The 25,572-nt window shown below is 65.0% G+C and carries 22 protein-coding genes and 1 pseudogene; 15 read left to right on the top strand and 8 right to left on the bottom strand.

The features are described 5' to 3' along the window. Positions 1-220: 220 nt before the first annotated feature. From H5P29_RS25565 to H5P29_RS25560, 3 genes and pseudogenes are all read right to left on the bottom strand, one after another. Positions 221-664: a MucR family transcriptional regulator gene (locus tag H5P29_RS25565; protein ID WP_154386815.1), complete on the bottom strand. Its 444-nt coding sequence runs from the start codon at positions 662-664 to the stop codon at positions 221-223. A gap of 720 nt (positions 665-1,384) precedes the next feature. Next, positions 1,385-1,607, bottom strand: a pseudogene (locus tag H5P29_RS32675) (VIT1/CCC1 transporter family protein); the annotation flags it as partial. 64 nt (positions 1,608-1,671) lie between these two features. After that, the gene (locus H5P29_RS25560) at positions 1,672-3,168 is read right to left on the bottom strand and encodes a globin-coupled sensor protein (RefSeq protein WP_154386814.1); all 1,497 of its coding nucleotides are present in this window, start codon (positions 3,166-3,168) and stop codon (positions 1,672-1,674) included. Positions 3,169-3,437: 269 nt separating this feature from the next. Here H5P29_RS25560 and H5P29_RS25555 point away from each other — a divergent pair, with 269 nt between their 5' ends. The 3 genes from H5P29_RS25555 to H5P29_RS25545 all read left to right on the top strand — a co-directional run bounded on the left by H5P29_RS25555 (position 3,438) and on the right by H5P29_RS25545 (position 6,716). Next, on the top strand, positions 3,438-4,574 hold the full coding sequence (locus H5P29_RS25555) for an NAD(P)-binding domain-containing protein (protein ID WP_154386828.1): 1,137 nt from the start codon (positions 3,438-3,440) through the stop codon (positions 4,572-4,574). Between the two features lie 427 nt (positions 4,575-5,001). Continuing rightward, the gene (locus H5P29_RS25550) at positions 5,002-5,508 is read left to right on the top strand and encodes a chlorophyllide reductase (RefSeq protein ID WP_154386813.1); all 507 of its coding nucleotides are present in this window, start codon (positions 5,002-5,004) and stop codon (positions 5,506-5,508) included. Beyond that, positions 5,505-6,716 carry a serine hydrolase gene (locus H5P29_RS25545; RefSeq protein WP_185910198.1) on the top strand — a complete coding sequence of 404 codons (1,212 nt, stop codon included), beginning with the start codon at positions 5,505-5,507 and terminating at the stop codon, positions 6,714-6,716. The genes H5P29_RS25550 and H5P29_RS25545 overlap by 4 nt, the downstream gene beginning before the upstream one ends. Before the next feature lie 207 nt (positions 6,717-6,923). Here H5P29_RS25545 and H5P29_RS25540 read toward each other — a convergent pair whose 3' ends face one another. Beyond that, positions 6,924-7,163 (bottom strand): hypothetical protein, encoded by a 240-nt coding sequence (locus tag H5P29_RS25540; protein WP_154386811.1) that lies wholly within the window; start codon positions 7,161-7,163, stop codon positions 6,924-6,926. A 277-nt stretch (positions 7,164-7,440) separates the two neighbouring features. Here H5P29_RS25540 and H5P29_RS25535 point away from each other — a divergent pair, with 277 nt between their 5' ends. Next, positions 7,441-8,904 (top strand): MFS transporter, encoded by a 1,464-nt coding sequence (locus H5P29_RS25535; RefSeq protein ID WP_154386810.1) that lies wholly within the window; start codon positions 7,441-7,443, stop codon positions 8,902-8,904. A gap of 58 nt (positions 8,905-8,962) precedes the next feature. Here H5P29_RS25535 and H5P29_RS25530 read toward each other — a convergent pair whose 3' ends face one another. Beyond that, positions 8,963-9,565 carry a helix-turn-helix domain-containing protein gene (locus H5P29_RS25530; protein WP_067964751.1) on the bottom strand — a complete coding sequence of 201 codons (603 nt, stop codon included), beginning with the start codon at positions 9,563-9,565 and terminating at the stop codon, positions 8,963-8,965. Between the two features lie 347 nt (positions 9,566-9,912). On the opposite strand from H5P29_RS25530, the gene H5P29_RS25525 reads away from it, so the two are divergent. From H5P29_RS25525 to H5P29_RS25485, 9 genes are read left to right on the top strand one after another with little or no spacing between them, the layout of a single operon-like run. After that, positions 9,913-11,469 carry a serine hydrolase gene (locus tag H5P29_RS25525; protein ID WP_154386808.1) on the top strand — a complete coding sequence of 519 codons (1,557 nt, stop codon included), beginning with the start codon at positions 9,913-9,915 and terminating at the stop codon, positions 11,467-11,469. Positions 11,470-11,495: 26 nt separating this feature from the next. Beyond that, positions 11,496-13,100 carry an ABC transporter substrate-binding protein gene (locus H5P29_RS25520; protein WP_154386807.1) on the top strand — a complete coding sequence of 535 codons (1,605 nt, stop codon included), beginning with the start codon at positions 11,496-11,498 and terminating at the stop codon, positions 13,098-13,100. Between the two features lie 13 nt (positions 13,101-13,113). After that, positions 13,114-14,103: an ABC transporter permease gene (locus tag H5P29_RS25515; RefSeq protein WP_154386806.1), complete on the top strand. Its 990-nt coding sequence runs from the start codon at positions 13,114-13,116 to the stop codon at positions 14,101-14,103. After that, entirely contained in the window at positions 14,096-14,992 is an 897-nt protein-coding gene (locus tag H5P29_RS25510) for an ABC transporter permease (RefSeq protein ID WP_154386805.1), read from the top strand. The genes H5P29_RS25515 and H5P29_RS25510 overlap by 8 nt, the downstream gene beginning before the upstream one ends. Before the next feature lie 2 nt (positions 14,993-14,994). Further along, positions 14,995-15,825: an ABC transporter ATP-binding protein gene (locus tag H5P29_RS32670; RefSeq protein WP_154386804.1), complete on the top strand. Its 831-nt coding sequence runs from the start codon at positions 14,995-14,997 to the stop codon at positions 15,823-15,825. Then, the gene (locus H5P29_RS32665; RefSeq protein WP_154386803.1) at positions 15,818-16,639 is read left to right on the top strand and encodes an ATP-binding cassette domain-containing protein; all 822 of its coding nucleotides are present in this window, start codon (positions 15,818-15,820) and stop codon (positions 16,637-16,639) included. Before H5P29_RS32670 ends, H5P29_RS32665 begins: the two co-directional genes overlap by 8 nt. Continuing rightward, complete coding sequence (locus tag H5P29_RS25495) at positions 16,632-18,125, top strand: amidohydrolase family protein (protein WP_182575450.1); 1,494 nt, start codon at positions 16,632-16,634, stop codon at positions 18,123-18,125. The genes H5P29_RS32665 and H5P29_RS25495 overlap by 8 nt, the downstream gene beginning before the upstream one ends. Further along, positions 18,122-19,024 carry a GTP-binding protein gene (locus tag H5P29_RS25490; RefSeq protein ID WP_185910197.1) on the top strand — a complete coding sequence of 301 codons (903 nt, stop codon included), beginning with the start codon at positions 18,122-18,124 and terminating at the stop codon, positions 19,022-19,024. The genes H5P29_RS25495 and H5P29_RS25490 overlap by 4 nt, the downstream gene beginning before the upstream one ends. 22 nt (positions 19,025-19,046) lie before the next feature. Beyond that, a complete protein-coding gene (locus H5P29_RS25485) occupies positions 19,047-20,495 on the top strand; it encodes a M81 family metallopeptidase (protein ID WP_154386802.1) in 1,449 nt (482 codons plus the stop codon). Positions 20,496-20,901: 406 nt separating this feature from the next. Here H5P29_RS25485 and H5P29_RS25480 read toward each other — a convergent pair whose 3' ends face one another. Then, positions 20,902-21,399, bottom strand: coding sequence for a peptide deformylase (locus tag H5P29_RS25480; protein ID WP_185910196.1), 498 nt, complete (start codon positions 21,397-21,399; stop codon positions 20,902-20,904). Positions 21,400-21,447: 48 nt separating this feature from the next. After that, positions 21,448-22,422: a LysR family transcriptional regulator gene (locus tag H5P29_RS25475; RefSeq protein ID WP_154386801.1), complete on the bottom strand. Its 975-nt coding sequence runs from the start codon at positions 22,420-22,422 to the stop codon at positions 21,448-21,450. A 36-nt stretch (positions 22,423-22,458) separates the two neighbouring features. On the opposite strand from H5P29_RS25475, the gene H5P29_RS25470 reads away from it, so the two are divergent. Together H5P29_RS25470 and H5P29_RS25465 are read left to right on the top strand one after the other, a co-directional pair. Further along, positions 22,459-23,904 (top strand): MFS transporter, encoded by a 1,446-nt coding sequence (locus H5P29_RS25470; RefSeq protein WP_154386800.1) that lies wholly within the window; start codon positions 22,459-22,461, stop codon positions 23,902-23,904. A gap of 26 nt (positions 23,905-23,930) precedes the next feature. Further along, positions 23,931-24,986, top strand: a complete 1,056-nt coding sequence (locus H5P29_RS25465) for an alpha/beta hydrolase (RefSeq protein WP_154386799.1) — start codon at positions 23,931-23,933, stop codon at positions 24,984-24,986. A 36-nt stretch (positions 24,987-25,022) separates the two neighbouring features. Here H5P29_RS25465 and H5P29_RS25460 read toward each other — a convergent pair whose 3' ends face one another. Continuing rightward, positions 25,023-25,460, bottom strand: coding sequence for an Lrp/AsnC family transcriptional regulator (locus tag H5P29_RS25460; RefSeq protein WP_067964726.1), 438 nt, complete (start codon positions 25,458-25,460; stop codon positions 25,023-25,025). Positions 25,461-25,572: the final 112 nt, after the last annotated feature.

Below are 25,572 nucleotides of genomic sequence, written 5' to 3'. Positions count from 1 at the left end.
CAACGTTATCGAATGACTGCTTCGGGGAAGCCTTAAACCTCTTCGGAACGTCTGGCGTGGAGGCGCGAAGCTGTCGTTCAAACCCCTGTGGTACTCTACCTTTTGACCAGAACCATAGGATGCAAAAGCACGCCAAGCAGGAGCAGTTCCTAGCTGATCCTGAGTTCGGCAACGGCCACACTGACCTGCCTGACGAAGCCACACCACGCGGCAGGCGCAGCTACGACTTTGTCTTTCCTCGCTTTGCAGGCTTTTTCTCGGCAGGCTTGCGGCCAAGACCGAGGCTCTTGGCCATCTGCGATCGATGGGCCGAATAGCTGGGCGCGACCATTGGATAGTCACTGGGCAGCCCCCACTTGGCTCGATACTCATCTGGCGTAAGGCCACGAATCGAAAGATGCCGCCTGAGCGTTCTGTAATGCTTGCCATCCTCGAGGCTGATCAAATATTCAGGGGTTATCGTTTTCTTGATCGGCATCCTCGGCTTCAACGCTTCTTCCACCGGCGCTGCCGGTCCGCCAAGATTGCTGATGCTGGAATGGATTTGGGCAATCAAGCCAGGCAGTTCTCCGGCCGGGACGGGGTTGTTCGAAACATAGGCCGCAACGATATCGGCAGTGAGCTCAATCAGCTGATTATTGGGCTTTAGCAATACTTCAGTCATCACATCATCTCCGGCGGCTAAACAGCGATGTCATTTAGGTAGCGGACTTTTGGCAGCAACGAAACACAAATGTCCCAAAACAACCGGCGAGGAACTATGACCAGTTCTTGCAGGGTAGGGGGCAACCAGAGCGCGGCCAGGCGGCCGATCTGACAAGGCCGCGCGGCTCACAAACGGCTGGCCGAGGTTGGGCGTTCCTGGATGGCAGCCAATGAATGGACGGCGGTGCGGCCGGATACGCCTGCTTCACAACGGACTCATAAAAAGCAGCGCATAAAGCAAAGACCCCCGGACCGTCCGGGACGAGGTCGGAGCAAATTCGCGTCCATTCGCTCGGTTAACAAGGTGACCTAAGGAGGTTCAGCATAGCGCCGCGCAGCGGGAACCGGGGTGATCACCTCCGAAGAATGGTCCACATATGTTGGCTTGGTCAGAGCAACTGCGCCTGCCTTGTGAGCCATTAGATAACCTTAAGCATGTAGTCCAGCGATGTATCGCCACCCTTGGCGATTTAATTTTCCCGAACAGCTGTGGCTCTGTTTGGCGTAGCCTTTCGACGCCTGCCTGTTGTCTTGACGACAGCCATCTAATATTCTCTATTTTTAATCTATTTTAAACCGGAGGGATGGGTGCCTATGAAACGTGCTGGGACTGTTTCAGCCGCGACGCCGACCATTGCATTGGTCGCCCGGTCGCCCATACGAATGAGATGTCTCGACGTCATCGGGAGACCGTTCCGAACGCGGCGCCGATCCCGGCCGTTAAAACCATCGCCAGCGCGCCCCAGAACGTGACGCGCAACGTGGCTCTGGCGAGGTTGGCTCCGCCGGTGCGCGCCGAGGGCCCCGAGCAGGGCGAGAAACAGCAGCGACGCGGCCGACACGCCCGCGATCAGCGCCGACGACGGCAGCAGGCACACCATCGCAAGCGGCAATGCCGCACCAGTGGGAACCGGCTTGGCCGGTTTGACGACCCTGAGCGATCGTTGCGGCCTGCGCACGTGTTTTTCAGCGTGAACTCTGAGCGCCAATCTCGAAATGCGCGACGCTGGTCGCCAGTGCCGACGCTTCCTCGGCAAGCGCGTGCGAGGCAGCCGTCGATTCTTCGACCATCGCGGCGTTCTGCTGGGTCACCTGGTCGAGCTGGTTGACAGCGTTGTTGATGCCCGAAAGTCCGACCGACTGCTCCTTGGCCGAGTTGGCGATATCGGCGACGAGCACGCTGATCTCCGCCACTTTGCCGGTCAGTACCTCCAGCACCTCCCCGGTCTGGCCGACCAGCCGCACGCCGGCGGCGACGCGTTCGCCCGACGAGGCGATCAGCGACTTGATCTCGCGCGCCGCTTCCGCCGAGCGCAGCGCCAGGCCGCGCACCTCGGCGGCGACGACGGCAAAGCCCTTGCCGGCGTCGCCGGCGCGCGCTGCCTCGACGCCGGCGTTGAGCGCCAGCAGGTTGGTCTGGAAGGCGATCTCGTCGATGACCGAGACGATCTGGCCGATCTGCCTGGCCGAGCTGTCGATCTCGCCCATGGCGACGATCATGTCGCGCATCGCCTGGCTGCTCGACTGGGCGCTCAACCTGGCATCCTGCGCCACGCTGTCGGCGCGCGTCGCCCCGGTCGTCGTCTGTGCCGTCGCCTCCGAGATCTCGACCAGTGCCGCGGCCGTCTCTTCCAGGCTCGCCGCCTGGTGCTCGGTGCGACGGGCGAGGTCGTCGGCCGCCTGCACCAACTGGGCCGAGCCGTCGCGGATGGCGCCGGCATTGCCATGGATGCGGCCGACGGCCTCCTCGAGCAGTTCCATGGCGCGGTTGAAGTCGTCCCGGATCTGCGCGTAGTTCGGCGCGTCGAGCCCGTCGATGCGGTGGTTCAGGCGGCCCTTGGCCAGCTGGTCGATGGCCTCAGCCAGCGAAACCAGTGCGGTGCGCTGCTCCCTTTCGGCAGCGTCGCGCGCGGCTTCGGCCGAAAGCCGGCGCTGCTCGGCGGTTTCGAGGTAGGTCGAGATCACCAGCTCCATGTCGAACAAGGAGGCCTTGAGCAGGGCGCTCATCGCCTCTTTGGCCTTGGCCAGACCCGGCGCCTGAATGCCGAGCGCCTTCGGCCAGGACTGCTCGAGGATGACCGATACCAGCTCGTCGATGATCAGCGTGTAGCCGCCGACATACCAGCGCGGCTCGAGCCCGATGTCGGCATGGATGCGGCCGATGCGCTGCGCCGACTGGGCATAGTCGTCGCCGAAATCGGCGGCGGCGATGGCCGACCAGTGCTTCATCTGGCGCACGCCGGCGGCCTGCATCCGCTGTTTGCTGCCGTCACCTAGTCCGAAGAAACGCCGCGCCTCTGCGAATTCGGCGATATGGCCGTAGAAGCTGTCCATCACCTTGGGCAGCGCTGCCTCGATCGCGGGTCGGACGGCGTTCAGCGCGGCGCGCGCCTCGCCGTCGAAGCGGACAAAGGCGAGGCGACGGGCAATTGCTGCGTCCGTTGTTGCGGCGTGATCGGACATGTTACTTTCCTTCGGGGTGGCTGGCAGCTTTCGGTTGAGCGCTTGCGCGAACCCGCTGCCAGTGAATGCTGTGCCGCTCGCTAGGCTCCAAATGGTTCACAATTGGTTTCCGCCAACACATTGAAATCACATGCGAAATAATGACGCGCCAGCGATGGTTGTCGCATCGGTCGGGTACTCGCCATATGCTGGAAGCATCGCGTCGTCGTCCAAGCGTCGATGCCCGACCCGTTGCGCCGTTGGCTTCGGCTGCTTATCTCTTCCGGGCCATGCCCGACCAAGATGCCGATAGCCCCGGATCCGAACCGTCGCCCGCCAGGGGTGATCTCCGTGCCGCCTACAAGACCAACATCGTCGTCATCGGCGCTGGCCAGGCGGGGCTTTCCACCGCCTACAATCTGAGAAAGCTCGGCCTTCAACCCGGGCGCGATTTTGTCATCTTGGACAAATCGCCCGAGGCCGGCGGCGCCTGGCAGTATCGCTGGCCGTCGCTGACGCTCTCGACCGTCAACCGCATCCATGACCTGCCCGGCATGCAGTTCGCCGACGTCGTCGAGGAGGGCGCCACCGAGGTCAGGGCGTCGGTCGCGGTGCCGAAGTACTTTGCCGCCTATGAGCGCGAGTTCGACCTGCCGGTCTATCGCCCGGTGACGGTCAAGGTCGTCTGCGACCGTGGCGACAAGCTGCGTGTCGAGACCGATCGCGAGACCTTCTCGGCCCGGGGCATAGTCAACGCCACCGGCACCTGGGAAACGCCCGTCATCCCAGCCTATCCAGGTTCTGAGCGCTTCAAGGGGCGGCAGCTCCACACTCGCGACTACCGCAGCGCCGAGGCGTTCGCCGGCCAGCGTGTCGTCATCGTCGGCGGCGGCATCTCGGCGCTGCAACTGCTCGACGAGATTTCGCGCGTCGCCGCCACGATCTGGGTGACACGGCGCGAGCCGCGGTTCCGCGACCGCGCGTTCACGCCGGACGACGGTCGCGCCGCCGTGGCCATCGTCGAGGACAGGGTCCGGCGGGGGCTCGTTCCGGGCTCGGTCGTCTCGGTCACTGGCATCCCATGGACGCCGGCCCTCAAGGCCGCGCGCGACCGTGGCGTGCTCGACCGCCTGCCGATGTTCAACGAGATCACCGAGGACGGTGTGCGCTGGCCCGACGGCAGCGAGCAGCGTGCCGACGTCATCTTGTGGAACACCGGCTTCCGCAGCTCGCTCGATCATCTCGCGCCGCTGCAGATTCGCGAGGAGGGTGGCGGCATCGTCATGGCCGGCAAGCTGGCGACACAGGTTTCAAGGGATCCGCGCATCCACCTCGTCGGCTACGGCCCTTCGGCGTCGACAATCGGCGCCAACAGGGCGGGTGGGGCCGCCGCGCGCGAACTGGCGGCATATCTCGGGCTCGCCTGAGCAGCAAAGACAGCCAGCCTGGCCCGCGCAACCACCCCGCCGATGCCTTGACGGACCGCGCCGGCGCACCGGACGAAATCATCCCGCACGTCCGGAAACGGATCGGCTCGCTGGCGAAGACATGGCCAACCGCAAAGGCATCGAAGCAACGACGGGCGTATAGAAATCCGTAGATCAATGTACCGAGCGTGACCATCGAAATTCCGAACGCCAGTGCCCGAATGGAAAGATCGGTCCCTGTCGCTGGGGCACTCGCAATTGCCGCCTCGCTGAACAGCGTGCGCGTCGGCGTAATGAACCAATAGAAGAACATTGCTGCGGTGAGCAGCCCGGATGTGACGAGGCAACCCGTCGCCATCAGTCAACTGAGACGTCGAATCCGCAATTCGAGGCCCCTCCTGGCGGTCATGTCGATCATCTTTTGTGCTTGGTCCATGTCTGGACGACTTCTCTCTTTCCTTTGCCTGAATCAAAATACAACCCCAAAAAATTATCGTTTGACAATGATTTATTATTATCGATCAATGTGACGGCCAACATAGGAGATCCTGCATTGTCTCGTCGCCTCGCCAAACTGGCTATCAGTCTTGTCACCTGCGTCGTCGCCATTCCCGCTGCATCGCCATCAACGGCCACGCCATCCACCTCCCGTGGCCTCATCTCAGTCGCTCAGGTGATGCAGATGCTGGAGAAGGCTCCGACCGATCGGACGGCGCAGCAAGTTCTTGCCGCCTACCTTGCCGGCGTAGGCGAGGCCGCCGGTGCGGTTGTCAGCATGGGCAACGCGACCTGTCGGACATCGTTACGCGTGAACGCAGGGAGTGTCCGCCAGGCCCTCAAGGCCGCTGCTGCGGGTCAAGACACAGCGGAAACGCCGGCAACACCCTTGATCGTCAAGGACATGCTCGATCGCGCCGGATGCAAACGTCAATGAGCCCCGTCTACCTACCCTCGCTCTCCGAACGTCATTTCCGTCGGATCGAAACCACGCGCAGACCCTGCAAATTCATCCTTGCCGGTCTTGGGGTGGCGAGCCTCGCAGCGTTTGGCATCTCCGCTCATGCGGCGGACTATCAGCCAGTTCACTGCGCTGTTCACGCTGCCTATGTGGGGTCGCCGCTGCATGCCCCCGTTGACATCACGGCGACCCCACCCGTTCCGAATAAAGCGCTGCCGGCGGAAACCACGCGTCGCCTCGACGTCACCTACGAGCGTATCCAAGCCTTTACAGCCGCGTCAGCGATTACGGCCGCGGTCGCCATACCTGGGAAAGGTCTATGGCAACAGACCAGCGCTCCAACAGATGCACCACGGCTGTTTTGGGCCAGCGCTGGAAAGACCTTCACTGCGGTCGTCATCCTGCAACTCGCTGAGGAGGGGAAACTATCCCTTGATGACCCGGTTTCACTTTGGGTGCCGGACGTACCGAATGGCGATGTTGCCACAGTCCGTGATTTGCTCGCCCACACCAGCGGGCTATTCAGTGCCAATGAGGATCTGAAAGCGCATGCTGATCCGCGCTATCGCGATCCGGCGGCGAACCTTGCCATTGCGCGCAGGCATGGGGCTATGTTCTGCCCAGGGGGACGCTGGCGCTATTCGAACACGGGCTACGACCTTCTTGGCGAAATTGTCCGGAAGGTCGATCACCGATCGATCGATGTAGCGATCACCACGCGGATCATTGCGCCGCTTGGGCTCACCTCGATGCGGGCGCTTGTTCCAGGTGGCGGAGCCGTTGGTGTCGCACCACTGACGGCGGTACATGAAAAGCCTATTGACCCAAGCTGGGCTGGCGCGGCTGGTCCTATCGTGAGTGACGCGGCCGACATGACCCGCTTCTGGGCCGCTTTGCTCGGCGGACGCCTGTTGTCAGACGGCACGGTCCGGACGATGGCCAGGAAGCTCTACCCTATGTTCGATCCAGGCACCTATTATGGCTTGGGGATCATGGTCTTCGACGTGACCGATGATTCCCGGTCGATACGCTGGATCGGGCACGCCGGCGGCACCCCTGGCGCCAGCGCAGTTGTTGCCTATTCGCCTTCAGACAACGCCATCGTCGCGGTCGCTCTTACCGGAGATGCTGTGTCCGTCCCTGCCGCCAACCTGCTCCTGAAAGCGCTTGGGCCGCCAAAGTGAGTCAGCAATCGACTGAACGACGCACGTGCCATTTCCGCAATCCCCTCTGTCGTCCTAACTGCCATGACACCGCGCTGCCGAGGCCAGGCAGCGACAAGGCGGCGAGCACGACGGCCATGCTGCCGTGGCAATCGTCGAGGACAGGGTGAGGCGGCGCCTCGTCCGGGCTCGGTCGTCTCTGTCACCGGCATCCGTGGACGCCGGCGCTCAAGGCGGCCCGTGACCGCGGCGTGCTGAACCGCCTGCGATGTTCAGCGAGATCACCGAGGAGGGCGTGCGCTGGGCTCCGGCCAGCTGTCGCCCTCGCCGCTGGCCGAATATGGTTGGATCGTCGTCGCCACAGCCGTTGAAGAACTGGTTTTCAGGGGCGTCATCCGGACCCGGCTGGCCGAGCGTTGGGGGGGCCGCTTTGGCCATCGGCGTCACTTCAGTTGCATTCCTGCTCATCTATTTCCCCGGGTGGGTGCAGTTGGCCGCCATGCCCGTCGCAACGACGATGGCCTCGGTCTCTCTCATCGGCCTGGTCTGCGGCTTGCTACGCCATCGGACCGGAAGCTGTGGCCAGCCATAGCAGCCCACGCCGCGAACAATTTTGGCGCGTTGCTCTAGCCGCGGACAGTCTCGTCGCTGCCCACAGGCCACATCCATTTGTCTTTTTGTCTGTTGACCTCAATAGGGCTTGAGGTTTTACAGACGTGTCGGCACGAAAAATGGAAAGGCCGACATGAACTTCGATCTTGAACAGCCGGCGCCCCTCGTCGGCACTGCGACCGCAGCGGCCGCGACCAAACCCGCGGGCTGGGGCGATCTCTTCAGCGGCAGGCACGGTATCTACACATTCGCGCTTGCCGGCGGCGTCACGCTGCACGCCGTCAACATGTACATTGCAACGACGGCGATGCCGTCGGTCATCGCCGACATCGGCGGGCTCGACTTCTATGCCTGGGCAACGACCCTGTTCGTGGTCGCCTCGATCCTCGGTTCGGCGCTGACGGCAAAGCTCCTGAACGGCAGCGGGCCGCGCGGCGCCTATGTGCTCGCCACGTCGATCTTCGCCCTGGGCACGCTTACCTCAGCGCTTGCTCCCAGCATGCCGGTCTTGCTCCTCGGCCGCGCCGTCCAGGGCCTCGGCGGCGGCTTCCTGTTCGCGCTCGCCTATGCCCTGACCCGCATCGTCCTGCCGGAGCATCTGTGGGCAAGGGCCATCGGCCTCACCTCGGCCATGTTCGGCATCGCAACGCTGGTCGGCCCCGCCATCGGCGGCATCTTTGCCGAATATGGCGCATGGCGGCTCGGCTTCGCCTCGTTGCTGCCGTTCTGCGTTGCCTTCGCCATCGTCGCCTTCGTCACCTTGCCCAGGAAGAGCTGCGACACCAACGAACACGTCGCCGTGCCGTTCCTGCAGCTCGTCATGCTGACGGTGGCCGTGCTTGCCGTGTCTGCCGGCAGCCTGTCGGCGCAGTTGGCATGGAACCTCGCCGGGCTCGGCACCGGCCTTGCACTCGTCGTGCTGATCTCCGGCGTCGATGCACGGGCCAGCGCCCGGCTCTTGCCGCGCGGCGCCTTCAATGTCTCGACGCCGCTGGGCTCGCTCTACCTCACCGTCGCGCTGTTGATGTTGGCCATACAGCCCGAGATCTTCGTGCCCTACCTGCTGCAGAACCTTCATGGCCAGTCGCCGCTCTGGTCCGGCTACATCGCGGCCGTCATGTCGCTCGGCTGGAGCATTGCGTCGTTCATGAGTTCACGCTGGCAGGCGCATGCCGACCGCCTGATGGTGCTTGGTCCACTGCTCGTGCTGGCCGGTCTCGTGCTGTTTGCGTTGTTCATGCCGATCCATGGCGGTGGCGACCGGTCGCTGCTCGTGCCGATCAGCCTAGGCCTGCTGCTCGTCGGGTTCGGCATCGGCGTCACCTGGCCCGGGCTGGTCACACGCATCTTCCAGAGTGCTCCGCCCAGCGAGCAGGATCTTGCCGCCGGCGGCATGACGACGGTGCAGCTGTTCTTCATGGCCCTCGGCACCGCCTGTGCCGGCATGGTTGCCAACTTCGCGGGCATTGCCGATCCGGGCGGAGCTGAGGGCGCCGCCAACGCCGCCGTCTGGCTCGGCACCATCTTTGCGATGGCGCCCGCGCTCTGCGTGCTCGTCGCACTGCGCGTCGTGCGCCTCACCGGACAGCGGGGCTGACACGCCAAAATCCTGCGGAGCGGTTCTCGACGATGCCGCCTTCGATACCTTGCGTCGGTCAGGCCTGGTCGATCAGCACCTGTTCCAGCCCGGATTCGGGCGCCGAGCAGATGCACAGGATCGTCGCCTCGCCGTCGCCGACCGAGACGTAGCCATGGCCCATGGTCGAATCGATGTAGACGCCGTCGCCGGCGGCGAGCCGCGTCGGCGCGTAGTGGTCGGTGTGGATTTCGATCTCGCCGTCCAGCACATAGGCGAATTCCTCGCCGACGTGACGGACCAGCGGGCCGAATTCGTCGAGCGAACGCGTATGGATCCTGGCGATGATCGGCACCATGCGCTTGTTGGTGAGATCGGTGCACAGATAGCGGTAGTCGTAGTTCCGCGTCGCCAGTTGCAGTGTGTTGGTGCCTGACACGATCGAGCGCCGCGTTCGCTCCACACCCTTTGCCGGCTCGACGTTCAGCAGTTCCGTGACCGGAATATCGAGCCCTGTGCAGATCTGCAGGATCTTGTCGTAGGTCAGCGACATCAGGTCGTTCTCGACCTTGGACAGCGTCGACAGCGCCAGCCCGGTGCGCTCGCTGACTTCCTGCAGCTTCAGCCCATGGCGTTGGCGCATGGCGCGCAGGCATTCGCTCAGTCGCGGTTGGTGGGTCACATGGCCTCCGGTCTTGGCGGCGTGAGCGGGTTCATTTTCTGAAAATGGCAGGGATTTAGCGTTTACGCAAACGACTTGACGTATCAAAAAAGAAATCTTACCGATTGCATCACAAAAAAGCGGGAACGGCAAAAGTTTTGATTTTGCAGGGTAGCTCCTGCGCTGCAGCACGCCCCAGGCGGACTGCCACGGCCACTGCGGGAGGGCAGGACCATGCGTTGCGACAGGCATCAGGACGGCACGGCATCGACGCCAGTCGAGATGCGCTGCGGCACCGTCTTTCCACGCACATCCGGCGCAGCGCCCAGCGCCGCCGGCAATCCAAAAACTGTAAGGGAGTGACCGGCATGAGCAAGGCACCGGCCGATTTCGCCGCGCGCATCGATGCGCTGTTTCAGGATTTCACCGGCCCCGGCAGCCCGGGCGCCGTCGTCGCGGTCACCGAAAATGGCCGCGAGATCTTCGCCAACGCCTACGGCCTCGCCAATATCAACAATGCCGTGCCGATGGGGCGCAAGACGATCATCCGGATCGGCTCGCAGACCAAGCAGTTCACCGTCCTGCTGATCCTTATGCTGGAGGCCGAAGGCAAGCTCAGCCTGTCCGACGAGGTGCAGAAGCACCTGTCTTACGTGCCGCGGCTCGAGCAGCCGGTGACGCTCGCGCAGCTCGCTTCGAACACTTCGGGCTTCCGCGACCATCTCGAAGCGATGATCTTCGCCGGCCTGTCCATTTTCACGCCCTCCGACCGCCAGACCGGTCGTGACGTCATCGCTCGCCAGGACGCGCTGAACTTCAAGCCCGGCAGCGCCATGACCTACTGCAATGCCGGGTTCTTCATGTTGTCGGAAATCATCGAGCAGATCGAGGGCGCGACTTTCAACGAGGTGCTGCGCAAGCGCATCACCGGCCCGCTCGGCATGGACGACACCTCGCTTTTGATCCGCGACGGCGCGGCGATGAACCGGCTCGCCGCGCACTACACAAAGCGCGAGGAAGGCTGGGCCAATCTCAACTGGGGCCTCGACCTCGGCGGCGAGGGCGGCATGATCTCGACGCTCGACGACATGATCGTCTGGCAGCAGAACATGTTCGATCCCAAGGTCGGCACGCCTGACATGTACGAGCGCATGGCAACACCCTGCGTCTTCGACAATGGCGCCACAGGCTTCTACGGCCTCGGCCTCGTCACCGACGTCTATCGCGGCCGCCGCGCCGTCGGCCATGGCGGCACGGTTGCCGGCGGCAAGTCGGAATCGACCCGCTTCGTCGATGATGGCTTCGGCGTCGTCATCATCGCCAACAACGACCAGGTCGCCTCCTTCGCGCTCGGCCGGCGCATCGCCGACATCTATTTCGGCGACAAGGCCCCGGCGCCGATCGCACTCGCGCCTGGCCGCTACCGGCAGGAGGGTGGCCCCGACGTCTTCGAAATCGTCGCCAAGGACGGCGTCGCGACCTTCCTCAACGCCGGCGGCGTCGGCGGATTCGACTTCGGTCACCAGGGCGGCGCCAAGCCCGAGCGCGCCATCACCGACCTGGTGCTCAGCCCGCGCGCCGACGGCAAGCTCGACGGTGTCTTCTGCGGCACGCCGCGCCTCTACGCGCCGCTTCAGGCGGGTGCTGCAGCCGCGCGCCCGCTGGCCGGGCGCTATGTCAACAAGGCGCAGGACCTCGAGGTCGAGATTACGGGCGACGCCTCGAAGGGCGAGTTCCGCCTGCGTTCCGGGCTCGGCGCCATGGCAGCCCCCATCGTCGCAGCCGATGCCGACCTGTGGTTCCTGTTGCAGCCCGGTACCGATATGCGCCCCGGCCTGCCGTGGAACGCAACGCTGGCGGTGACTTCAGACGGCTTCGAAATGAACTCCGACCGCATCAAGAAACTGGCCTTCAAGCGAGCCTGATCAACCACTTTACGGCGAGGTCCACCATGTCCCTACGCACTCTCACCCCTGAACAGTTCGACGCCCTGGCGCGTTCCTATCTCAAGCAGGCGACGCTGACGCGCCGCGCCTTCCTCGGTGGCGCCGCAGCGCTCACGGCCACAGCCATGCTTGGTTTGCCCGGCAAGGCACTGGCCGAGCAGACCGGCGGCACGTTGCGCGTCGGCCGCTCGGAAGAGCCCGACACGCTCGATCCGCACAAGACCACGCTGTCGGTGTCGTCGACGACGATGGATATGATCTATGAGCCGCTGGCGCGCGCCGGCTTCGACGGCGAAGTGCTGCCGGGCCTCGCCGAGAGCTGGGCCTTCAGCAATGACAACAAGACGCTGACCTTCAAGCTCAAGCCCGGCGTCAAGTTCCACGACGGCACGCCCTGCGACGCCGAAGCCGTTGCCTGGACCGTGGCGCGCCATCTGGCGCCCGAGGCTGCTTCGCCCAGCGCCTTCTTCCTCGGCCCGCTGGAGCGCGCCGAAGCCGTCGACCCGCTGACCGTCGCCTATCACTTCAAGGAGCCCTTCGTCGCAGTCTGGGTCGGCCTGACGCTCGGCTATTCGGCACCGATCTCGCGTGCCGCCGTCGAAGCGGCGGGCGACCAGTTCGGCCGCAAGCCGGTCGGTGCCGGTCCGTTCAGGTTCGTGTCATGGTCGACCGACCGCGGCATGCGGCTCGAGCGCAACGACGACTACGCACCGGTCGCCGCGCTCGCCCGCGTCGATGCCGTCGAACTGTTCCACTATCCCGAGGATTCGACCCGCATCGCCGCCTTCGAAACCGGCGAGATCAACGCCATGTATGGTGGCGCTTCGGTGCCGCTCGACAGCGTGCGGCGCCTGCGCGGCAATGCCGACGCCATCATGATCGAGCGTCCGGCCCAGATGATGCGGGCGCTGGTGTTCAACCAGAAGCGTCCGCCCTTCGACAATCCGAAGGTGCGCCAGGCCTTTGCCCATGCCATCGACCAGAAGCGGCTGATCGCCTTTGCGCTCGACGGCTTCGCCGTGCCGGCGACCTCTCCGATTGCAAGCTCCATCTCGGGCTATTCGCCCAAGACCGCCGAACTCTCCTACGGCTACGATCCCGAAAAGGCCAAGGCGCTGCTGGCCGAGGCCGGTTTCGACAAGGGTCTGAAGGTTAAGCTCGTCGCCAACGACACGCCGGTCATCCGCCGTACGGCCGAGGTGGTCCAGGCGCAGCTGCGCGAGATCGGCGTCGAAATCACGATCGAAACGCTGCCGATCGCCCAGTGGGCGGCGATTACCGCACAAGGCGGGCAGGACATGGTCATCTCGACCTATTCCTACACCGACGCCGATATCGTCTACCCGGTGCTGCACACCAAGGGCGCGCTCAACCGGGCCTTCCACGAGAATGCCGAACTCGACGGCATGATCGCCGAGCAGCGCGTGACCTCCGATCCTGCTGCCAGGCAAGTCATCCTCGACAAGATCCAGGCAAAGGTCGTCACCGAGGCCTACTGGAAGCCGCTGTTCGAGCCGCTCAACTTCGCCGTCGTCGCCAAGGACGTCGTCGATGCCCGGATGAATCCCGGCGGAGAGCTGCGCGTCGACCTGCTCGGCATGGCCTCGTGACCCGCGCCGACGGATGCTGAGGCTGGTCGTATCGAGGCTGCTCTATGCGGCCGTCATCCTGCTCGGGGTCATCCTTGTGGTGGCCTCGCTGGTCAAGCTCGTGCCGGGCGATCCGGTCGACGTGATTGCCGCCGGCAATCCCGGCATGAGCGTCCAGGACATGGACACACTGCGCGAGAAAATGGGGCTGACGCGCTCCGTGCCCGAGCAGTTCGTCGCCTATCTCAGCAATGCCGTGCAGGGCGACCTCGGCACCTCGATCCGCCAGGGCGTCCCGGCCACCAGCCTGATCGCCGACCGCCTGCCGGCAACGGGCGAACTCGCTTTCTGGACGCTGCTCCTGGCCTTCGTCATCGCCATCCCGCTCGGCATCGTCACCGCACTCAAACGCGACAGCTGGCTGGATTATGCCGGCACCTTCATCGCCGTTCTCGGCGTGTCGATGCCGGGCTTCCTGCTCGCCGTGCTGATGATCCTGTGGTTCTCGATCGAGCTGCGCTGGCTGCCCGCCTCGGGCTATCGCGGCTCGGCCCTTGCCAGCATCGGCCGCGCCGTCGCCGAACGCGACATCGGCATTTTCTGGAATGCTTTCCGCTACTTCATCCTGCCGTCGATCTCGTTGGCCTTCGTGCTGGTGGCGGTCAATGCGCGGCTGATCCGCTCGGCGATGCTGGAAGTCCTGCAGCAGGACTACATCACCTTCGCCATCGCCAAGGGCGCGCCGCGCCTCACAATCATCCTGCGCCATGCGCTACGCAACGCGCTTCTGCCCATCGTCACGCTCGCCGGCCTGCAGATGGGTGCGCTGCTGTCGGGCACCGTCGTCATCGAGACGGTATTCGCCTGGCCCGGCATCGGCCGCCTCGCCGTCGATTCCATCCAGGTCCGCGACTATCCGATCATCCAGGCGGTGGTGCTCGTATCGGCGGCGCTGTTCATCTCGCTCAACCTGATCGTCGACATCCTGTACCGCTTCATCGACCCGAGGGTGCGCAATGACTGAGGCCGTGATCGTCCCCGCTGCAGCGCGGCCTGCCACCGAGCGCCGCTTCCTCGGCAGCCTCGGCCGCAGCGCCAAGGGCCTGACCGGCCTGTTTTTGATCGCCATCGTCGTGCTCTGTGCGCTGTTTGCGAAATCCATCGCCCCGCACGATCACGCCCAGCAGGTCATCGAATGGCGCTACGCCCCTGTTGTCTGGCAGGAGGGCGGCTCGACCACCAACCTGCTCGGCGGCGACAATATGGGCCGCGACATTCTCAGCCGCACCGTCATGGGCGCGCAGGTGTCGATCCAGGTGGCGCTGATCGTGGTGTCGATAGCGCTCGTCTTCGGCTCGACGCTCGGGGCGCTTGCCGGCTATTTCGGCAGCATCGTCGACACCATCATCATGCGCATCGTCGACTTCCAGCTCGCCTTTCCTTTCCTGCTGCTGGCGCTGATCTTCATGGCCGTTCTGGGCGCCGGTTTCGCCACGCTGGTCATGGCCCTGGCCTTTGCGCTGTGGATCAATTTCGCCCGCATCGTGCGCAGCGAAACCATGCGGATCCGCACGCTCGATTATGTCGACGCGGCGATCACCATGGGCGTGTCGCAACTGCGCATCATCTTCACCCATGTCCTGCCCAACGTGCTACCCGCCGTGCTTGTCGTTGCCACCCTCGACATCGCCCTGGTCATCATCTCGGAGGCAGCGTTGTCCTTCCTCGGCCTCGGCGTGCAGCCGCCCACCGCATCCTGGGGCGTGATGATCTCGGAGGGACGCGACTTCCTCTACGAGCAGCCATGGATCGTCATTGCGCCCGGCATCGCCGTGCTGATCTCCTCGGTCGGCATCAACCTGTTCGGCGATTTCCTGCGCGACTATTTCGATCCCCGGCTGGAGCGGATGTGACCATGACGGCCTCGCCCTTGCTCTCCGTCCGCGACCTGACCGTCGACTATCCCAGCCGCAGCGGCCCGGTCCGTGCCGTGGGCGGCGTCAGTTTCGACGTCGCGCCCGGCTCGGTGCTCGGCGTCGTCGGCGAAAGCGGCTCGGGCAAGTCTTCCATCGGTTATGCGCTGATGGGGCTGACCGATGCGTCGCATGCCATTCTCGGCGGGGCGGTGACCTTCGAAGGCCGCGACATGCTTGCCATGTCCCGGCGCGACTGGCGCCAGTTGCGCGGCAACCGCATCGCCATGGTGTTCCAGGATGCGATGGCGACGTTGAACCCGGTCATGCCGGTCGGCGACCAGATCGGCGAGGTGTTCGGTTTCCACCGCCCCGACATGTCGCGCAAGGCGATCCGCGCTGCCAGCCTTGAGCTGCTCGAACGCGTCGGCATCCAGGACGCTGCCCGTCGAATCGACGCCTATCCGCATCAATTGTCGGGCGGCATGCGCCAGCGCGTGGTCATCGCCGCGGCGATCGCGCTGAAGCCTGCTCTGCTGATCGCCGACGAGCCGACAACCGCGCTCGACGTGACCGTACAGGCGCAGATCCTCGGGCTGATGCAGGAGCTGAGCCGCGAGCAGGGCATGGCGATGATCCTGGTCAGCCATGACCTCGACGTCGTCGGCGATGTCTGCGAGGACGTCGTGGTGATGAAGGACGGTGTCGTTGTCGAGGCGGGTCATGTCGACGACGTGCTGAGCCATCCGAAACATGCCTACACCATGCAATTGCTCAATGCGCGGCCAAGCTTCGGCGCCGGCCACACGCAGGCGGGGGCGGCCCATGGCTGATGACGTTCTGCTCGAAGTCAGCGGCCTTGTCCGCCATTTCACCCTGTCCGGCCGGCTATTCGAGAAGCCGCGCCAGCTCACCGCCGTCAACGACGTCAGCTTCACCATCCGGCGCGGCGAAGCCTTCGGGCTCGTCGGCGAAAGCGGCTCGGGCAAGTCGACGATCGGCCGCATCATCGCGCGGCTGATCGACCCGAGCGCCGGCTCGGTGACCTTTGACGGCGTCGACTGGCTGGCTTTGCGCGGCAAGGCCCTGCGCGACAAGCGCCGCGACGTGCAGATGGTGTTCCAGAGCCCCTATGCCTCACTCGATCCGCGCTGGCGCGTGCGCGACATCCTGGCCGAACCGCTCAAATCCTACACCGACCTCAAGGGCGCGGCCCTGACGACGCGCGCGGCCGAACTGATGCAGCAGGTCGGTCTCAACCCTGACTGGATCGAGCGCTTCCCGCACCAGTTCTCCGGCGGCCAGCGCCAGCGCATTGCCATCGCCCGTGCCCTGGCATCGGGCCCGAAGCTCCTGATCGCCGACGAGCCGGTGTCGGCACTCGACGTCTCCAGCCAGGCGCAGGTGCTGCAGCTGTTGCGCAAGATATGCAGCGAACAGGGGCTGGCGATGCTGTTCATCTCGCATGACCTGTCGGTCGTCGATCATCTGTGCCAGCGTGTCGGCGTATTGAACCACGGCGTGCTCGAAGAGGTCGGCCCGACGTCCGAAATTTTCCGCACGCCAAAGTCCGATTACACCCGCCGGCTGATCGATGCCGTTCCGGGCAAGAAGCGCCGCGCCGCCGAAAGGGCTGTCCATGCATGACATCGTGATCAAGGGCGGGCGCGTCATCGACCCCGAGACCGGCCGCGACGAAATTTCGGACATTGCCATTTCGGCCGGCCGCATCGCTGCCATCGGTGCCGATCTCGGTCCGGCGCTCGAGGTGATCGACGCAAGCGGCCTGATCGTTGCCCCCGGCTTCATCGATCTCCATGCGCATGGCCAGTCCGTGCCCGCCGACCGCATGCAGGCCTTCGATGGCGTCACCACCGCGCTCGAACTGGAAGTCGGCGCCTTGCCGGTCGCCGGCTGGTACGAGGCGCAGTCAAGGACCGCGCGCCTGCTCAACTACGGCACGGCGTCGGCCTGGATCTTTGCCCGCAAGGCAGTGATGATCGGACTGGAACTCAAGCCGGGCGAAGCGCCGATCACGGTGATGGGACGCGGCTTCGATGATCCGCGCTGGTCGACGGACGCTGCGACCGAAGCGCAGGCAGACGAGATCGTGGCACGTACCCGCCAGGGCATAGAGGAGGGCGGCCTCGGCATCGGCATTCCCGCCGGTTATGCGCCCGGCGCAGGCGCCAAGGAGATGAGCCTGATCTGCGATCTCGCCGCCGAAACCGACACGCCGACCTATACCCACATCGCCCAGATGTCGAACATCGACCCCAAGAGCTCGATCGAGGCCTATGTCACCTTGATCGGACTGGCCGGCGCCACCGGTGCGCATATGCACATCTGCCACCTCAACTCGACCAGCCTTCAGGACGTCGAGCGCGCCGCGGCGATCATTGCCAAAGCGCAGGCGCAGGGGCTCAGGATCACCACCGAAGCCTATCCCTACGGCACGGGCTCGACCGTCGTCAGCGCCGGCTTCTTCGTCGATCCGGCCTTTTCCGCCCGCACCGGCACCGGCTACGACGCCATCGAGCTTGTCGCCACCCATCGCCGCCTCGACGGCATCGACGATCTCAAGCAGGTCAGGCAGGCCGATCCCTCGGCGCTGGTGCTCTGGCACTTCCTCGACACCGAGGACAATCCGCGCCATCGCGCGCTGCTCGACGTCTCCGTCACCTATCCCGGCGGTGCCATCGCCTCCGACGCCATGCCATGGAGCCAGCCCGACGGCACTCCTTACGAAGGCGACGAGTGGCCGCTCGGAGCCGACAAGACGGCGCACCCCAGATCCTCGGGCACCTTCACCCGCTTCATCAGCCAGTGGGTACGTGAGCGCGACGCCATCCCGCTTGCCCAGGCGATTGCCAAATGCACGCTCATTCCGGCGCAAATCGTCGAGAGCTGCGCGCCGCTGTTCAAGCGCAAGGGACGGCTGCAGCCGGGCTGCGATGCCGACATCGTCGTCTTCGATCTCGCCACCGTCACCGACCGCGCCACCTTCGCCGAGATGAACCTGCCCGCTCAGGGCATGCGCCACGTGCTGGTCAACGGCCAGGCGGTGATCTCGGACGGGGTCCTCGACCAGGCGGCGGCACCCGGGCGCCCGATCAGGCGGGGTGACCGGTGAGCGTTCCAGTCCTCGTCGTCACCGGCTTTCTCGGTGCCGGCAAGACGACCTTCATCAACCAGTTGCTGCAACGTGCCGACGGCTGTCGCATCAGCGCCATCGTCAACGACTTCGGCGCCATCAACATCGACGCCGAGCTGATCGCGGATGCCGCCGACACCGTCGTCGGGCTGAAGAACGGCTGCATCTGTTGCTCGTTGCAGGGCGACCTTCTGCGTACCCTCAAGCTGGTGCTGTCCCAGCCCGTCCAGCCGGACCACATCGTCATCGAAGCCAGTGGCGTCGCTGACCCCAGGGGCATCACCGAAACGCTGATGGACCCGATCCTGTGGCACGATATCCGGCTCGATGCTGTCGTTGCCGTGGTCGACGCCGACGAGGTCGCCGCCAATCCGGCCCGCCTGCGCGACGAGCTCTGGCGCGCCCAGGTCGAGGCGGCCGATTTCATCGCCCTGTCCAAGACGAGGGAAAACTCCGATGAGGCACTGCGGGCGGAACTCGTCTGGCTCAACAAGACGCTGGTCTTCGAAACCGATGGCGATGCCTTGCCGATCGAGGCGCTGCTCGTCACCGACCGGCCGCAGCCAATGCCGGGCCAGGCCAAGGTCGGTGCATCGCGCTTTACCTCGATCGAATGGCAGTCATCAGGGCCGGTCGCGCTCGACCGCTTCCAGGCCGCCATCGACCGGCTCGCCCCAAAACTCATCCGTGCCAAGGGCATCGTCAGTTTCGTCGAGCGGCCCGGACAGAGTTTCCTGCTGCAGCTCGTCGGTCGCCGCGCCACCTTGCGCCCGTTCCCGAAATTCGAGCCCGATTGCCGCCTCGTCCTGATCGCCGAGGCCAGCGTCCTCGACGCCGAGACGGCGCATGCCGGCCTCGCCGAAATCACTGCCTCTTAATTCGCAAGCGGAGTTATCCATCATGCGTGTGTTCAGTGCCGTCCTTGCGACCGAGACCAACACCTTCTCGCCCATCCCCACCGGCCTCGGCGCCTTCGTTTCGGGCGGCGACTACTATCCCGCCGGCCAGCATCCGGACCACATGACGCTGTATGGCGGCCAGCTCTGGGCGGCGCGCGAACGCGGCCGCCGCGAGGGCTGGACCTTGTTCGAAGGGCTGAGCGCCTCGGCCGAACCCGGCGGCACCACGACCCGGCACGCTTATGAAACGCTGCGCGACCAGCTGCTTGACGATCTGCGCGCCGTCCTGCCGGTCGACATGGTCTTGATGTCGCTGCACGGCGCCATGGTCGCCGATGGCTATGACGATTGTGAAGGCGACATCCTCGCACGCATCCGCGCGATCGTCGGCCCCGACACCGTCGTCGGCTGCGAGCTCGACCCGCACTGCCACATGACATCAGAGATGGTCGACAGCGTCGACATCCTCCTGACCTACAAGGAATACCCCCATACCGACGTCTATGAATGCGGCGTCCAGCTCGTCGATCTCTGCCACGGTATCGCCACCGGCGAGATCAGGCCCAAGGCCGCGCTCGTCGACACCGGCATGGTCAGCCTGATCCGCACCACCACCGAGCCCGGCCTGTCGATCATCCGCGGCATCCGCGCCATGGAGCAGAAGGACAAGGTGCTGTCGGTGTCGATCGCGCAAGGTTTTCCCTGGGCCGACGTGCCTGAAATGGGTACACGCGTCGTCGTCTACACCGACGACAATGAGGACCTCGCGCAGTCGCTGGCGCAGCGGCTGGCCAACGACCTCTATGCCATGCGCGCCGAGATCGTGCCGCCGATGCCTTCGATCGACGAGGCGCTCGATCAGGCCCTTGTGGCACCCGCAGGCACGGTCGTCATTGCCGACACTGCCGACAATGCCGGCGGCGGTGCCGCCAGCGACTCGACCTTCTTCCTCGCCCGCATGATCGCGCGCGGCATCCCGGATGCCGTCATCGGCCCGCTCTGGGATCCGATCGCCGTTCGTCTGGTGTTCGAAGCGGGTGAGGGGGCGGTGCTGCCGCTGCGCGTCGGCGGCAAGGTCGGTCCGCGCTCCGGCGACCCGGTCGATGTCACCTGCCGCGTCGTCGCACTCAAGCGCGGCCTCGTCATGACCGGGCTTGGCGGCGTGCCGTCGCCGATGGGCGATTGCGCCCTGATCGACTGCGGCGGCGTCGAGGTGCTCCTGGCCTCCGAGCGGTCGCAGGCGATCGACACCGACCTGTTCAGCAATATCGGCTGCGACCTCACCGACAAGCGGATCGTGGTGGTCAAGTCGACGCAGCATTTCCGCGCGTCCTACGAGAAGGTTGCCAGCGCCGTGATCTACGCTGCCTCGGAAGGCACCGTCACCTCCAATCTCGCCAGCTTGCCCTACACCAGGATCAAGCTGCCGAAATGGCCGGTGACCGCTTAGGCGGCGACAGCCGAGACCTTGGGCGGGCCGCGCCCTGCATTTCTGCATCATCTTCGATGTCGGCGTGGTTGTCGGGTCGACTATTCCTGGATCGCAAACCCCATTCGGAAACAAACTGGGTAGAAAGTAGCTGTTGAGGCCATTAGAATCCGGCCTAGCATGGAGTTCGCATTTGCTTAGGTGAGACTTTGGGAACGAGGACAAAGGACCGAGGCAACAAGCCTGACAGCTATGACGATGAAGGGCTCCGCAAGGAGATCGTTCGCGTGCGTTTGCAACTTCAGACGTTCCATCATCTCAGTTCGTCCCTTCGGAAACTCAGAACAAGCCGCCTGTACAATCTCGAAAAAGAACTGGCCCGCCGGATGGCCGGTTGAGCCTTGATTGCTGCACAGGTCGCACGCTCCTACGCCCGCTGCAGCTTCTCGTAGCGCTTGATCAGCCGGTCCCGCTTCAGCTTCGACAGCCGCTGGATCCAGAACATGCCGTCCAGTTGGTCGATCTCGTGCTGATGGCAGACGGCGAGCAGGCCCTCAGCTTCCTCGGTGCGCTGGATGCCCTGGAGATCCTGATAGCCGATGCGCACGCGTGCATGCCGCCTGATCTCATCGGTCACACCAGGCATCGAGACGCTGCCTTCGGTGTGGAGCATCGTCTCCTCCGAGGCCGAGAGTATCTGCGGGTTGACGTAGGTCCTGGCACTGCCAGGGCCTTCAAGCTCAAGCACCACCACCCGCCTGGCGATGCCGATATGCGGGGCGGTGATGCCGATGCCGGGTGCCGCGCGCATCGTGTCGAGCAGGTCAAACGCCAGTGCGCGCAATTCGTCGTCAAAGGCCGTCACCGGCGCGGCGACGAGCTTGAGGCGCGGGTCGGGAAATTTCACGATTGGCCGGGTCGTCACGTCAGGTCTCCGCCTCGGGCAGCGCTCGGCAGCCGCATAGCGCGAAAGTCACCGCGCGGCCAGCGCCGCGTGGCCTGGGAGCAGCGAGCCCGCCTCGCGGCTCAACTGGTCGATCAACAGCCGCACGCCCGGCAACATGCCGCGATGCGCGGCATAGACCAGCGAAATGTCGAGCCCGGGCCCGGCCCATTCCGGCAGCACCGGCACGGCCAGGCCATGCTCGGCCATCCTCCGTCCGACGAATGTCGGCAGCCGCCCGATTCCAAGTCCCGCCTCGATTGCCTCGGCGATGGCACGTACGTTGTTGGCCGACATGCGCGGCTTGAACTCAATCTTCGCCGGTTTCTGCGTCGCATGATGCAGCAGCCATTGCTGCGTGTCCGACGGCGAAATCTGCTCGCCGATCAGCGGATAGGCGTCAAGCGCCTTGGGGTCTGACGGCAGGCCTCGCTCGGCGACCAATGACGGCGCGGCAAACATCGAGGCTTCGGTGCTGCCAATCTTCCTGGCGATCAGCGTCGAGTCCTTGAGCCTGCCGACACGGATGGCGAGATCGTAGCCCTCCGCGACCAGGTCGACATAACGGTCGGAGACGTCGATCTCACAGCGCAGCTTCGGGTTGGCGGCGACGAAGCGCGCGATCAGCCGTCCCAGCCCGGCCTCGACCAGCACCGTCGACATCGTCAGCCGCAGCCGCCCCGACGGTTCCGCCACCGCCTGTGCCGCTTCGTCGGCGGCGCGTTGCAAGGCATCGACGATCAGCTGGCCATGGGTCAGGAATCGCTTGCCCGGCTCGGTCAGCGAGGATCGCCGTGTTGTCCGCGCAATCAGCCTGACGCCGAGATGCTCCTCGAGCTCGGCCACGCGCTTGCTGACGGTTGCCAGCGGAAGTCCCATCGAGCGTGCCGCGGCAGTGAAGCTGCCGGTCTCGGCCACGCGGGTGAAGATCACCACGGCCTCGACCGGTGGCAGCCGCTCATCCCTGGGAGCGCCGGCGCGGTCAGGCTCATTATTTCTATTCATGGATAGTCATTCCAGATTTGGCAAATTATCAGTTTAATGGAGATAATCTATCTTGTCTCCATGAACCAGATGTTTCCCCATTCCTCCTCACCCGAAGCCGGCACGCCGGCACAACCCGCGTCGCTGATGCTCCTCATCATCTGCGGCGCCCAGTTCCTGGTGGTCATCGATGCCGTAGTCCTCATGGTTGCCGGCCCCGCGCTGGCGCAAGCGTTCGACGCCACCGAGCGCGACCTGCAATGGGTCTTCAACGCCTATGCCCTGGCCTTCGGCGGCTTGCTGCTACTGGCCGGCAGGGCAGGCGACCGTCTCGGCCACCGCGGCATGTTCGCCGCCGGCGCGGTCGTCTTCGCGCTGTCTTCGTTGATCGGCGCGTACAGCGTCTCGATGTCGATGTTGATCGCCGCTCGTGCGCTGCAAGGTGCCGGTGCCGCCTTGCTTGCCGCCAACTCGCTCGCCTTGCTGACCTTGTATTACCCTTCCGGTCCGGCACGGCTGCGGGCGCTCGGCCTGTTTGCCTCCTCGGCCACCGTCGGCGTCGCCTCGGGAACGTTGCTCGGCGGCCTGCTCACCAGCACCTTCGGCTGGTCGTCGGCACTTCTGATCAATGTCCCGCTCGGCCTCATCATGGCCTGGGCGACCCGCCGCGCCGGCGGCGGGACCGGTGACGATCAAACGCATGCCGTCCCCATGGATTGGGCCGGAGCTGCCACAGCAACCCTCGGCTTCGGTGCGCTCACGCTTGCCATCGCGCAGACGTCGCACCCCACGCCGATCACCCTCGTCCTGTGGGGCGGTGCCGTCGTCCTGCTCACCCTCTTCGTTCTCATCGAACGGCGCAGCGCAGCCCCTCTGCTCGACCTCGACGTCCTGCGCAACCGCCCGGTCGCCGTCGCCAATGCCCTGATCTTCATCCACTCCGCTGGTCCGCTGACCTCGCTGTTCTTCGGCTCGCTCTACTTCCAGCAGCTGCGCGGCCTCGATGCGCTCGAAACCGGTCTGCTGTTCCTGCCTTTCGCGCTCGCCTCGATCGTCGGCGCCCGCCTGGCACCTGTCGCCATGGGCTACATGGCGCCGCGCGGCATAGCCGCCCTGGGTTTTGCCCTGATGAGCCTGTCGTCCCTGGCCCTGTCGTTTCTGCCTGTCGCTGCCGGGGCGCCATATCTGCTGCTCACCATCACAGCCTTTGCCATCGGCGGCTTCGGCTCGTCATTCTCCTTCGTCAGCCTCACCGAAGCCGCCACTGCCTCGGCCCGCAAGGGCGAGGCCGGCATGGTCTCCGGGCTCACCAACACTTCGCTCCAGATGGGCGGCGCCTCGATCCTCGCCCTGCTGATATCAGTCACCGCCACGGTGCCGGCGGGAGCCGTGGCTCACGCGACGACCTTCACCGCGGCCGCCGTCATCCTGCTTGCCGGTGCTGTCGCCGCTTTCTTCCTCTTTTCCACGTCGTCGGGCCGGGCCGCTTCGGCCGGCCGGTAATCCACGTCAAATCTCAGGAGACCAATATGCACCTCAATCGCAGGGAACTCGCCGCCATGTCCTTTTCCGCTCTCATGCTTGCAACAGGCGCGCGCGCCGAAGCGGCGTCGCCGACAGTCGGACCAGCGGCTGGTGCCGCCATCGATCCGCTTGACCTCGTCGATCCCGAGCTGCGCCCGATCCTCGATCACATCCCACCGCTCGATCTCGGCATGGACACTCTCCAGGCGGTGCGCGGCGCCCAGTTCCCGCCGGCGCTGCCATTGCCGGCGATCCAGCCGCAGGACCGCTTTATCCAGGGCGGCGCCGGCAATCCGCGCCTGCGCGTCGTCGTCCTCGACCCCGCGCCGCAGGCAGCCGCCAAGCCGGCGATCCTGCATATCCATGGCGGCGGCCTCGTCGTCGGCAAGCCGGAGGTGGTCATTCAGGAACTGCAACAGCTTGCAACCGAGCTCGGCGCCGTCATCGTGTCAGTCGACTACCGCCTAGCGCCCGAACATCCGTTCCCGGCCGGCTTCGATGACGCCTACGCGACGCTCGAATGGATGCATCGCTCGGCCAGCGAGCTTGGCATCGACCCGAGCCGTATCGCCTTGCTCGGCGAAAGTGCCGGCGCCGGCCTCGCCGCTGCCGTCTCGCTCCGGGCGCGCGACCGTGGCGAACTGCCCCTCCGCTTCCAGGCCTTGCGCTACCCCATGCTCGATGACCGCACCGCCTTGCATCAGCCGCCGGCCCATCTCGGCACGTTCATCTGGAACTGGCAGTCCAATGCCTTCGGCTGGGCCTCGGTGCTCGGGCGCAAGCCGGTGATGGAGCACGCACCCGAGGGCGCCGTTCCCGCGCGGGCAAAGGACCTGCACGGGCTTCCCGAGACCTGGATCGGCGTCGGCATGCTCGACCTGTTCGCCCGGGAATCGATGGCCTTTGCCGGGCGACTCGTCGAGGCCGGCGTGCCGGTCGAGTTGTCGGTCGTGCCGGGCGCCTATCACGGCTTCGACGCCATGGTTCCTGAAGCGCGCGTTTCCGCAGCCTTCATCGCCGGCTGGAAATCGGCGCTCCGGCGCGCCTTGCAGGTCGCTTGATCAGCCCTGACTGCCGGCGGCATCCGATGCCGCCGGCTACTCCCGCCGCTCGATGTCCCGGCGCAGCACGATCAGCGTCGTCAGGTCCTGCACGCTCGGATGCGTGGCGATGATGTCGCGCAGCGTGTTCAGCCGGTCGATCGACGGCACCTCGACCTCGACCATCAGGTCGAGCTGACCTGTTACCGACGATACCCGCCGCACCTCCGAATAGCGTGCCAACTGGTCGAGCACCCCCATCGACGGCGTCGAGACCAGCGTCACCATCAGGAAGGCCGAGACCAGGTTGCTGTCCATCTGGCCGATATCGGCGCGATAGCCGCGGATGACGCCGCTCTTTTCCAGCGCCGCGACGCGTTCGCTGGTCGCACTGCGGGAGAGCCCGATGCGCCCGGCAAGCGTCTTCAGCGGGATGCGCGCTTCCTTCGACAGGATGCCCAGAATGTCCCTGTCCTTGGCGTCGAGTTCCTTCATCGCCCCGTTCCGATCGGTGCCGTTAAAGTGCCGGTCCATGCAGTCATAGTGCCGGTGCAACCGACGCTTTGCCGGATGCCCGATTTTTCGGCCCGTGCCAAGCTCCAGTTAC

The sequence above is a fragment of the Aminobacter sp. MDW-2 genome (assembly GCF_014250155.1).
Taxonomy (GTDB): Bacteria; Pseudomonadota; Alphaproteobacteria; order Rhizobiales; family Rhizobiaceae; genus Aminobacter; species Aminobacter ciceronei.
The sequence above is the reverse complement of the archived record's forward strand: the minus strand, read 5'-3'. Positions and strand labels throughout refer to the sequence as shown.

Coding starts and splice junctions, on each gene's coding strand:
- H5P29_RS25510 (WP_154386805.1), top strand. CDS start 14,096: ATGACTGAGGCCGTGATCGTCCCCGCTGCAGCGCGGCCTGCCACCGAG.
- H5P29_RS25545 (WP_185910198.1), top strand. CDS start 5,505: ATGAGCCCCGTCTACCTACCCTCGCTCTCCGAACGTCATTTCCGTCGG.
- H5P29_RS25560 (WP_154386814.1), bottom strand. CDS start 3,168: ATGTCCGATCACGCCGCAACAACGGACGCAGCAATTGCCCGTCGCCTC.
- H5P29_RS25555 (WP_154386828.1), top strand. CDS start 3,438: ATGCCCGACCAAGATGCCGATAGCCCCGGATCCGAACCGTCGCCCGCC.
- H5P29_RS25565 (WP_154386815.1), bottom strand. CDS start 664: ATGACTGAAGTATTGCTAAAGCCCAATAATCAGCTGATTGAGCTCACT.
- H5P29_RS25460 (WP_067964726.1), bottom strand. CDS start 25,460: ATGAAGGAACTCGACGCCAAGGACAGGGACATTCTGGGCATCCTGTCG.
- H5P29_RS25535 (WP_154386810.1), top strand. CDS start 7,441: ATGAACTTCGATCTTGAACAGCCGGCGCCCCTCGTCGGCACTGCGACC.
- H5P29_RS25470 (WP_154386800.1), top strand. CDS start 22,459: ATGGAGATAATCTATCTTGTCTCCATGAACCAGATGTTTCCCCATTCC.
- H5P29_RS32665 (WP_154386803.1), top strand. CDS start 15,818: ATGGCTGATGACGTTCTGCTCGAAGTCAGCGGCCTTGTCCGCCATTTC.
- H5P29_RS25540 (WP_154386811.1), bottom strand. CDS start 7,163: ATGAGCAGGAATGCAACTGAAGTGACGCCGATGGCCAAAGCGGCCCCC.
- H5P29_RS32670 (WP_154386804.1), top strand. CDS start 14,995: ATGACGGCCTCGCCCTTGCTCTCCGTCCGCGACCTGACCGTCGACTAT.
- H5P29_RS25515 (WP_154386806.1), top strand. CDS start 13,114: ATGCTGAGGCTGGTCGTATCGAGGCTGCTCTATGCGGCCGTCATCCTG.
- H5P29_RS25475 (WP_154386801.1), bottom strand. CDS start 22,422: ATGAATAGAAATAATGAGCCTGACCGCGCCGGCGCTCCCAGGGATGAG.
- H5P29_RS25520 (WP_154386807.1), top strand. CDS start 11,496: ATGTCCCTACGCACTCTCACCCCTGAACAGTTCGACGCCCTGGCGCGT.
- H5P29_RS25525 (WP_154386808.1), top strand. CDS start 9,913: ATGAGCAAGGCACCGGCCGATTTCGCCGCGCGCATCGATGCGCTGTTT.
- H5P29_RS25495 (WP_182575450.1), top strand. CDS start 16,632: ATGCATGACATCGTGATCAAGGGCGGGCGCGTCATCGACCCCGAGACC.
- H5P29_RS25465 (WP_154386799.1), top strand. CDS start 23,931: ATGCACCTCAATCGCAGGGAACTCGCCGCCATGTCCTTTTCCGCTCTC.
- H5P29_RS25485 (WP_154386802.1), top strand. CDS start 19,047: ATGCGTGTGTTCAGTGCCGTCCTTGCGACCGAGACCAACACCTTCTCG.